The 9,936-nt window shown below is 67.3% G+C and carries 7 protein-coding genes; 5 read left to right on the forward strand and 2 right to left on the reverse strand.

Annotation, left to right across the window (positions count from 1 at the left end; all coding sequences use genetic code 11):
• Positions 1–104 precede the first annotated feature (104 nt).
• On the reverse strand, positions 105–1,658 hold the full coding sequence (locus tag ACWDVB_RS39615) for a glycosyltransferase family 87 protein (protein ID WP_451519901.1): 1,554 nt from the start codon (positions 1,656–1,658) through the stop codon (positions 105–107).
• A gap of 135 nt (positions 1,659–1,793) precedes the next feature.
• Positions 1,794–4,595, reverse strand: coding sequence for a transglycosylase domain-containing protein (locus tag ACWDVB_RS39620; protein ID WP_451519900.1), 2,802 nt, complete (start codon positions 4,593–4,595; stop codon positions 1,794–1,796).
• Positions 4,596–4,968: 373 nt separating this feature from the next.
• Between ACWDVB_RS39620 and ACWDVB_RS39625 the strand changes: the two genes are divergently transcribed.
• From ACWDVB_RS39625 to ACWDVB_RS39645, 5 genes are all read left to right on the forward strand, one after another.
• Positions 4,969–5,655, forward strand: coding sequence for a helix-turn-helix transcriptional regulator (locus ACWDVB_RS39625; protein ID WP_451519899.1), 687 nt, complete (start codon positions 4,969–4,971; stop codon positions 5,653–5,655).
• 59 nt (positions 5,656–5,714) lie between these two features.
• Positions 5,715–6,797 (forward strand): inositol-3-phosphate synthase, encoded by a 1,083-nt coding sequence (locus ACWDVB_RS39630; protein ID WP_451519898.1) that lies wholly within the window; start codon positions 5,715–5,717, stop codon positions 6,795–6,797.
• Between the two features lie 93 nt (positions 6,798–6,890).
• A complete protein-coding gene (locus tag ACWDVB_RS39635; RefSeq protein ID WP_451519897.1) occupies positions 6,891–8,147 on the forward strand; it encodes an MFS transporter in 1,257 nt (418 codons plus the stop codon).
• 114 nt (positions 8,148–8,261) lie between these two features.
• Complete coding sequence (locus ACWDVB_RS39640) at positions 8,262–8,759, forward strand: LppU/SCO3897 family protein (protein WP_451519896.1); 498 nt, start codon at positions 8,262–8,264, stop codon at positions 8,757–8,759.
• Between the two features lie 271 nt (positions 8,760–9,030).
• Positions 9,031–9,816, forward strand: a complete 786-nt coding sequence (locus ACWDVB_RS39645; protein WP_451519895.1) for a hypothetical protein — start codon at positions 9,031–9,033, stop codon at positions 9,814–9,816.
• The last annotated feature ends 120 nt before the right edge of the window (positions 9,817–9,936 follow it).

Here is a 9,936-nt window from a genome sequence, read left to right on the forward strand (position 1 = left end):
GGACACGACATGCGTCGTGTCCGGCCCCTCCGGCCGTGAGAGGGCCTCTGTCCGCCGCCGCCTCCCTGGTGTTCGCTCAGGGCGAAATCCCCGCCCCGGAGCCCTCAGCGCGGCAGATCGGTGGCCGATCCCCACTTCACGAACGGTCCTTCGGAGGAGTGCGCCAGGGTCCGCGCGGGGTGGGCCGCGGGTCCCACGACGAAGACGTCCTCCGCCCCGTCCAGAACACCGCCCGACGGATCGTCCTCCCCGCCTCTGCGCACCACGTCCCGTTCCGGCATCAGGATGTCTCGTACGACCGCGGCGCACAGGTACAGCGTCCCCAGCAGGTGCACGACGATCACCGCTTGGTAGCCCTCGGTGGGCAGACCCTTGTGGGCGTCTCCGCTAGTCGTGTACGCGAGGTACATCCAGATCCCGAGGAAGTACGCCACCTCGCACGCCTGCCAGATCAGGAAGTCTCGCCAGCGCGGCCTCGCGAGTGCGGCGAGGGGGATCAGCCACAGGACGTACTGCGGCGAGTAGACCTTGTTGGTGAGGATGAAGGCGGCGACCACCAGGAAGGCGAGCTGTACGAAGCGCGGCCGGCGCGGCGCGGTGAGCCCGAGCGCGCCGATGCCCAGGCAGGCGACGAGCATCAGCGCCATCGCCAGGGTGTTGACGGTGTCGGTGGTCAGCGGGGAGTCCATGCGCTGGTTGAGGATCAGCCAGAAGGACCCGAAGTCGACACCGCGTTCCTTGCTGAAGGTGTAGAACTTCGACCAGCCGTCACCGGCGAGCAGTATCACCGGAAGGTTGACGGCGAGCCAGGTGCCCGCCGCACCGAGCAGACCGATCCCGAACTCGCGCCATCGGCCCGCGCGCCAGCAGAGGATCAGCAGCGGTCCGAGCAGGAGCACGGGATAGAGCTTGGCGGCCGTCGCGAGGCCCAGGAGGACGCCGAAAGCAAGGGCACGCGCGCGTGCCCACATCAGCATCGCGGCGGCCGTGAGAGCGACGGCGAGCAGGTCCCAGTTGATGGTGGCCGTCAGCGCGAAGGCCGGTGCCAGGGCGACGAGCAGTGCGTCCCAGGGGCGCCGCCGGTGCGTGCGCGCGACACAGACGGCGACGACCGCGGTGCAGGCCATCAGTATGCCCGCGTTGACCATCCAGTAGATCTTCTCCTGGTGCTGGATGGTTCCGCTGCCGGGTGTCACCCAGGAGGCCATTTCCATGAACATCCCGGTCAGGACCGGGTATTCGAGGTACTCCATGTCACCGGGCAACTTGTCGAAGTACGGCAGCAGACCGTCGGCGAAACCGCGCCCTTCGTAGAGATGCGGGATGTCGGAGTAGCACGCGTGCGTGTACTGCGAGCTCGCACCGAAAAACCACGCGCCGTTGTAGCACGGCATCTTCTGGACCATTCCGAGCGCGAACATACCGATCGCGACCAGCGCGATGACGCGCACGGGGGACCACCAGGAAACGGCGGACAGCGCTCTTCGGCCGAGAGGGCCACCGAGCAGCTCGCTGCCGGCCCGTGCGACCTCGTCCTCCTTCGTCGGCCGTACCGGCTCCGGTTCCGGTTCCGGCGCGTTCACGGCCTCGTACGCGCTGGTGCTCGGCGTCTCTGCGCCCGGGTCGGCGCTGGGGTCTGCACTGGGCATGCCCGACATCCTGCCGTACGTGGCTGAGAACGCGGCGAGGGCCGCCACACCGGTCGGTGTGGCGGCCCTCGTTTCACGTGAAACATTCGCGGGGGAGTCCCTCGGCACCATCAGATCGCTCTGGTCGATCGGGCCGGGCCCGGCTCAGTCTCTCGGACCGCCGATGAACCCTCCGCCGTCCTGGCCGGGGGGAGCAGTCGAGGGAGGCGGCGATTCCCCGCCCGGACCGCCATCGGCGCCACCGTTCCCGGCGCCACCGTCCGCACCGCCGTCCACGCCGCCGTCGTTGTTGCACTCCCAGTCCCACTGGCTGCAGGACTCATCGGGCTCGGGCGACTGTGTCTCGGGCGGCTTCGTCGTCTCCGTCTCCGTGGGCGTCGGGGACGAGGGCTCGTCCTCGGGCTCCTCGGTCGCCGTCGGGCTCGGCGGCGGAGGCGGCGTCTCACCGACGACCTTGCCGATCACATCCGGCACGGGGAAGGCCCTCACAGGCTCACCCTTGAGCGCCTTCGACATGTAGTCCTGCCAGATCTTCGCGGGGAACGAGGCGCCGTGGATCTTCTCCTCGCCACCCGTGCCGAACATCTCCAGGAACTCGCGCTTCTTGTTCGTCTCGTCGTCGTCGAGGCGGTACATGCTGATGGCCGTCGACAGCTGCGGGGTGTAGCCGACGAACCAGGCGGACTTGTTGCCGTCGGTCGTACCGGTCTTGCCCGCGACCGGCCGGTTGCCCAGCTGGGCCGAGGTGCCGGTGCCCTTCTCCACGACGGTCCTCAGCACGTCGGTGACGTTGTCGGCGACCGCCGGGGTGAAGACCCGCTCGGTCTTCTTCGGGTGCCGGTAGACGGTGTCACCCTCGTGTTCGACCTCGGTGACCGAGTACGGATCGTTCTGCTTGCCGCTGGCCGCGAACGTGGAGTACGCCCCGGCCATCCGGATCGCGCTCGGCGACGAGGTGCCGAGGGAGAACGACGGGTAGTTGGCGCTGGCCATGGAGTTGTCGTCCTTGAGGCCGGCGTCCATCGCCGCTTCCTTCACCTTGCTCAGACCGACGTCCATGCCGAGCTGCACATACGCCGAGTTGACCGACTCCCTCATCGCCTCACGAAGGTCGATCTGGTAGCTCGGAGGGTTGTACGACTGGTCTCCGTCGTTCTTCTGGTTCCACTGCTTGCCCTCGCGGTCGGTCCAGACCGTCCCGTTGTAATTCTGGATCTTGAGCTCGTTCTTGCCGCTGTACAGGCTCTTCGGGTTGACGACGGTGCGCTCGGCCTCGGTCTGCTCCTCCGCGCCGTCGGGATCGCGTACGCCGTACTTGAAGGCAGCGGCCAGTACGAACGGCTTGTACGTCGATCCGACCTGGGCGCCGGTCTGGTCGGCGTTGTTGGTGAAGTGCTTCGTCGCGTCCTCACCGCCGTAGATCGCCTTGATCGCGCCGTCCTCGGGATCCACGGACGCGCCACCGAACTGGACGTGCGTGTCCTTCTCCGGCCGCAGCTTCGGCTTGATCTTGTCCTTGCGGACCTTGTTCACGGCCTTCTCGAGCTCATTGACCTTCGTCCGTTCGAAGGTCGTGTGGATCTCGTAGCCGCCCCGTTGGAGCTGCTCGGCGGTGATGTCGGTGTTGCGGATGACGTACGCCTTGGCCAGGTCCACGAGGTAGCCGGTCTGGCCGCCCAGCTGGGTGTTCGACCGCGGGTTCGCCAGCTTCGGGAACTCCGTGTACTTGTTCCGCTGCGCGGCGGTCAGGCGGCCGTCCTTGACCTCCTCGTCGAGGATCCACTTCCACCGCTTCTTGGCGCGCACGGTGTTGTCCTTGCTGTTGGCCGCGGGGTCGATCTCGGGGTAGCCGGCCGGGTCGTAGTACGTGGCGCCCTTGAGCACCGTCGCCAGGAGTGCGCACTGGCTCGGGTCCAGCTTGCTGGCTTCCTTGTCGAAGTACGCCCGCGCGGCCGCCTGGATGCCGTAGGCCCCACGACCGTAGTAAGCGGTGTTGAGGTAGCCGGCCATGATCTTTTCCTTGGGTTCGGTCCGGCCGACCTTTATGGAAATGAAGAGCTCTTTGAACTTCCGGCTGAACGTCTGAGACTGGTCACCCAGGCGCGCGTTCTTCACGTACTGCTGGGTGATCGTGGAGCCACCCTGGGTCTGCCCGCCCTTGGCCATGTTGACCATGGCACGCGCGATGCCCATCGGGTCGACGCCCTTGTCGTCCTCGAATGTCTTGTTCTCCGCCGACATGACGGCGAAGCGCATCTCCTTGGGGATGTCGTCGTAGTCGATGATCTGCCGGTTGCGTTCACCACCGGTCGCGACCATCTGCTTGCCGTCGGCCCAGTAATAGACGTTGTTCTGGGCCTCGGCCGCCTCGTCGACCTTCGGCACCTCCACCAAGGCGTACGAGATGCCGGCGACCGCCATCAGACTGCCGATGAAGCCGAGGAACAGACCGGTGACCAGGCGCCACGACGGAATCCAGCGCCGCGCACCCCGCCTGCCCGCGCGCGGGTAGTCGATGAACCGCTTCTTGCCGGACGGCTCGGAGCCACGGCCCCTGCCGCGCCCGGCACCACCCGAGCCGCCGGAGCCACCCCCGCCACGGCGCCCACCGCCCCCGGCGCGTCCGCCGCCACCGGCGGCCTCGGCCCCCCTGCGGCGACCTCCTCCCGCGCCGGCGGGGACGCTGCGTTGCGCGGCGCGACGGGCCTCAGCCCGGCCGCCGTAGGGCCGGTCCCCTCCGTCCGGGGCACCGGATCCATGCGCTCCATAGGACGGAGCCCCATAGGAGGAAGCCCCACGGGAAGAAGCCTCATGGGAGGAAGAGGACGCTCCAGTGGCATCTCGCGGCGCCGCGCGGCGGCCCGACGGCGCTCCTGGGGTGTCACGCCTGGCCGCGGCGCGTCCGCCGCCCTGCGGCTGCGGCGGTTTGCGACGGTGCTCGCTCATCGAACGATTACTCCTCGGGCAGGCGCAGCTGTCCGCGCCTGGAAACGGCGGCTGGTTTCCGGTCCCCCCGAAGTACGGATGCGCCCGTTCCGGCACTCACCCGCACTACACCAGGGACGACGACGCTACCTGGCGTCACTTGGTTCCCGGCGGCATGCATGGCGCACAGACTACGCACCGTCAAAACCCTCGTAGAGCCGAAGTTCACCCCAAATCAGGCAAGTTACTTCCTACGAATCGGTGATGTGACGCCGTTCACCGTGCCCCCACTTGTCTCATCCAGATCGCCGTTCTATCGTCTCGATGTATCGAGTCGATACATCAGCTCGGCATAAAGACCGTCCTGAGGGTCCGCGGCAGATGGGAGGCGAAGGTGAGCAGGCGCTCCGGCATCCTGGAATTCGCCGTACTCGGCCTCCTCCGCGAGTCCCCGATGCACGGCTATGAGCTGCGGAAACGTCTCAATACTTCGCTGGGAGTGTTCCGCGCCTTCAGCTACGGGACCCTCTACCCCTGCCTCAAGACGCTGGTCACCAACGGCTGGTTGATCGAAGAGGCGGGCAGCACCTCCGAAGACGCCCTGGCGGCTCCGCTCACGGGGCGTCGCGCCAAGATCGTCTATCGGTTGACGGCGGAAGGTAAGGAGCACTTCGAGGAGCTGCTCTCGCAGACCGGTCCCGACGCGTACGAGGACGAGCACTTCGCCGCCCGCTTCGCCTTCTTCGGGCAGACCTCGCGGGACGTACGCATGCGGGTGCTCGAGGGCCGTCGCAGCCGCCTCGAAGAGCGCCTGGAGAAGATGCGCGCCTCCCTGGCCCGTACCCGGGAGCGCCTGGACGACTACACGCTTGAGCTGCAGCGGCACGGCATGGAGTCCGTGGAGCGCGAAGTGCGCTGGCTGAACGAGCTCATCGAGAGCGAGCGAGCGGGACGGGACCAGCACCGGTCCTCCCCCGAAGGCTCCGCTCAGCAGAACACCACATCCGGGGAGTCGGCGGGCCTGCCCCGGCGGCGGGAGAACGACCCGCCGCCGGATCCGTCCGATGACCCCACCAAGTGAGACCCAGCGTTCCGCGGGGTTTCATCCGGAATACCGAGATCACACAGGGAGCAACCGGAATGGGTTCGGTTCGCGTAGCCATCGTCGGCGTGGGCAACTGCGCCGCCTCGCTGGTCCAGGGCGTCGAGTACTACAAGGACGCCGACCCGGACGCCAAGGTCCCGGGCCTGATGCACGTCCAGTTCGGCGACTACCACGTCGGTGACGTCGAGTTCGTCGCCGCCTTCGACGTCGATGCGAAGAAGGTCGGCCTCGACCTCGCGGACGCGATCGGCGCCAGCGAGAACAACACCATCAAGATCTGCGACGTGCCGAACACCGGCGTGCAGGTCCAGCGCGGCCACACCCTCGACGGCCTGGGCAAGTACTACCGCCAGACCATCGAGGAGTCCGCCGAGGCCCCGGTCGACATCGTCCAGATCCTCAAGGACCGCAAGGTCGACGTCCTCGTCTGCTACCTGCCCGTCGGGTCCGAGGACGCCGCGAAGTTCTACGCGCAGTGCGCCATCGACGCCAAGGTCGCGTTCGTCAACGCGCTGCCGGTCTTCATCGCCGGTACCAAGGAGTGGGCCGACAAGTTCACCGAGGCCGGCGTGCCGATCGTCGGTGACGACATCAAGTCGCAGGTCGGCGCCACCATCACGCACCGCGTGATGGCGAAGCTGTTCGAGGACCGCGGTGTCCGCCTCGAGCGCACGATGCAGCTGAACGTCGGCGGCAACATGGACTTCAAGAACATGCTCGAGCGTGACCGCCTCGAGTCCAAGAAGATCTCGAAGACGCAGTCCGTCACCTCGCAGATCCGCGACCGCGACATGGGCGCCGACAACGTCCACATCGGCCCGTCGGACTACGTCGCGTGGCTCGACGACCGCAAGTGGGCGTACGTCCGCCTCGAAGGCCGTGCCTTCGGCGATGTCCCGCTGAACCTGGAGTACAAGCTCGAGGTCTGGGACTCCCCGAACTCGGCCGGTGTCATCATCGACGCCCTGCGCGCCGCGAAGATCGCCAAGGACCGCGGCATCGGCGGCCCGATCCTCTCGGCTTCCTCGTACTTCATGAAGTCCCCGCCGGTCCAGTACTTCGACGACGAGGCGTACGAAAGCGTCGAGAAGTTCATCAAGGGCGAGGTCGAGCGCTAAGCGCCCTCTCCTTGTCATGCGTCGAGGGTCCCCGGGCAGTACGCCCGGGGGCCCTCCTCGTACGTGCCCTCCGCGTATGTGAAGGTGGGGGCCATGGCTGTCGTCGGTGACCTGCGTGTCCTGCTGCGCCTGCGGGACTTCCGGCGCCTGCTCGCCGTGCGGCTGATCTCCCAGAGCGCGGACGGCGTCTACCAAGTCGCCCTCGCCACGTACGTCGTCTTCTCGCCGGAGAAGCAGACCTCGCCCGGAGCGATCGCCTCCGCGATGGCGGTGCTGCTCCTTCCGTATTCGCTGATCGGCCCCTTCGCGGGCGTGCTCCTGGACCGCTGGCAACGCCGACAGGTGTTCCTCCACGGCAATCTCCTGCGCGCTGCGCTGGCTGCGCTCACCGCCCTGCTGATGCTCAGCGGCGTCCCCGACTGGCTCTTCTATGCCTCCGCGCTCTGTGTCACCGCCGTGAATCGATTCGTCCTCGCCGGGCTGTCGGCCGCGCTGCCTCGGGTCGTCGACGCCGACCGCCTGGTCATCGCCAACTCCCTCTCGCCGACCGCGGGCACGCTCGCCGCGACCGTGGGCGGCGGCCTCGCCTTCGTCGTGCGGCTGGCAGGCCCGGACTCGGACGCGGCGGTGGTCCTCCTCGGAGCCGTCCTGTACCTCTGCGCGGCGTGCGCCTCGCTCCGCATGGCCCGCGAACTGCTGGGGCCCGACCCCGAATTGGTGCGACCCCGGCTCGGTGAAGCGCTGGTCGGCACGGTGCGCGGCCTGAGAGCGGGAGTACGACACCTGGCGCGGCGCCCCGCGGCGGCCCGCGCGCTGGCCGCCATAACGGTGCTGCGGTTCTGTTACGGCGCGCTGACGGTCATGGTCCTGATGCTGTGCCGGTACGCCTGGACGTCATCGGAGTCCGATGGGCTTGCGCTGCTCGGGCTGGCCGTGGGCGTCTCCGGGGCCGGGTTCTTCGTCGCGGCCGTGGTGACGCCGTCGGCGGTGGGGCGGCTCGGGCCAGGCCGGTGGATCGCCGTCTGCGCGGGCGGGGCAGCGGTCCTCGAACCGGCGCTCGGCCTTTCCTTCGCTCCGGCCCCGCTCCTCATCGCCGCCTTCGTCCTCGGCCTGACGACCCAGGGCGCGAAGATCGCCACGGACACGGTGGTTCAGTCCTCGGTGGAAGACGGCTTCCGCGGCCGGATCTTCTCCCTCTACGACGTGCTCTTCAATGTCGCCTTCGTAGGAGCGGCCGCGGTGGCCGCATTGATGCTGCCGCCTGACGGCCGATCGGTTCCGCTTGTCGTCACCGTGGCTCTGCTGTACGCAGCGGTTGCTGCTGCTATGGCCCGGTTTGGCGTGCAGTAAGTGTCACATCAGTGCCACAGAGCCTCTCTCGGCTTCAGGGTTGTCACCGCCTCCCGATAACTTACGGGCGTCGTATTCGCGCCATCGCGCTCTCGTTCGAGGGGGATCCCCAAAGTGACCACTCCGCCGCCCCAGGGCCAAGCTCCGTACCCGCCCCAGGGCCAGAACCCCTACGGCCAGCCCCAGGCCGGCGCGCCGTACCCCCCGCAGCAGGGCCAACCGACCGCCCCCCAGCAGCCGTACCCGGCCTTCAACCAGGGGGCGCCGGTTCCTCCGGCTCAGCCTCGGCGCCGCCCCATAAAGACGTATCTGCGGGGCGCAGCCGTGGTCGTCGTTGCCATCATGGCCGCGGTTGGCTGGTGGGCCAGCCGGGACGACGCGGAGACCGCAGCGGTGGGCGACTGCCTGAAGCCCGCCTCGTCGTCCTCGGACCGCATGGAGGTCGTGGACTGCTCCTCGTCCGAGGCCGAGGCCAAGGTCATCAAGAAGATCGACGGACACTTCACCCAGATCAGCGCGGAGACGGAGTGCCGCAAGGTGGAGGGCGCGACCGGCTTCTACGCGGAGACCGGGAAGGGCAAGGAGTTCCTCTTCTGCACGAAGTCCGCATGAGCCACTGCAGACTTGAATAGCCGCTTGTCCTGCCGGGCGATCAGCCACGCTGCCGTAGAGGAGCGACGCGGATTGCCCGGTGGCGGCCGGCTCACCTCACCGACCGACGAAGGCTGTCCAGGCGTACCGCCACTGAGCTCCTCCCTCTGGAGAACCTCAACTCCCTTGCTCGTTGCGAGTGCTAACTGTCATGATCTTGATCGTGTCCGGTGATGACCAACCCAGGCACCAAGATCAGGAGACCTTCGCTCCAACGATTCGGGGAACATTAATGAAGACTCGTACGACGCATGCGATCGCAACAATTCTCAGTGCTGCCGCCATTCTCGTGAGTACTGCAGCGCAGGCTTCCGCCACCGGCGCCACGCAGGCCGAGGCCGAGCTGAACGACCCCGCCGCTACGCCTGCCTCCTACATCAGCTACCTGCGGCACTCGCATGAAGAGGGCGCCGCCGATGCCCTGAAGGGCTTCCAACAGCTGACGCCGACCGAGCAGCAGAAGTTCATCGGCTACCTCCACGACCCGGCCGTGCTCAAGTCGTTCCTCGACAAGACCACGGGCCAGAGGAACGGAGTATCCGCCTATTCCCGGAGTGCGAGCAGCACATCCTCGCTGCACAACGGTGACGTCACCATTAAGCAGGAGCGCACCATCAGCGGCATATCTGCCGCAGCGAGGAAGCCGCTCCCCAGGGGCAATCACGAGGCGAAGTACACCACCCATCTGAAGCTCCTGGGTGTGAAGGTCATGAAGCTCAGCCTCTGGGTGAACTTCCACAGCAATGGGCGAGACATCACTAAGGCGAACTACGCAGACGCTGGAAAGAGGAACCTCACCGGTGTCATCAGCATTTCCAAGGGGACCCCAAAGAAGTCGCTGAGCAAGTGGGGCTGGTGCCAGGGTGGCCACTGCTCCCGTGGCCACAACGTCGACGCATCGGTCGTCTGGGAAGGCAGCATCGCGTTCAAGGGCAGCAACTTCCAGATCGACAAGAAGCAGTGGATGAGGGCCAACGTCTACGGCCGTGTCATCAACCACTCCCTCAAGAACGTATAGGTGGGTAGAGGGGGGCGAGAGGGGGTCGTCGTAGAACCGTTGGGCCGCGGGCCCCGCGCCGGTGCGCCGCAGCGCCGCGGCGAGCCGCCGCGAACCTGGCGACGAGGTCACCTCGACGGA

It is taken from the genome of Streptomyces sp. NPDC003379 (assembly GCF_053589195.1).

Excerpts from the sequence above, each read along its gene's own strand:
- ACWDVB_RS39630 (WP_451519898.1), top strand. The coding sequence starts at position 5,715 with ATGGGTTCGGTTCGCGTAGCCATCGTCGGCGTGGGCAACTGCGCCGCC.
- ACWDVB_RS39635 (WP_451519897.1), top strand. The coding sequence starts at position 6,891 with ATGGCTGTCGTCGGTGACCTGCGTGTCCTGCTGCGCCTGCGGGACTTC.
- ACWDVB_RS39620 (WP_451519900.1), bottom strand. The coding sequence starts at position 4,595 with ATGAGCGAGCACCGTCGCAAACCGCCGCAGCCGCAGGGCGGCGGACGC.
- ACWDVB_RS39615 (WP_451519901.1), bottom strand. The coding sequence starts at position 1,658 with ATGTCGGGCATGCCCAGTGCAGACCCCAGCGCCGACCCGGGCGCAGAG.
- ACWDVB_RS39645 (WP_451519895.1), top strand. The coding sequence starts at position 9,031 with ATGAAGACTCGTACGACGCATGCGATCGCAACAATTCTCAGTGCTGCC.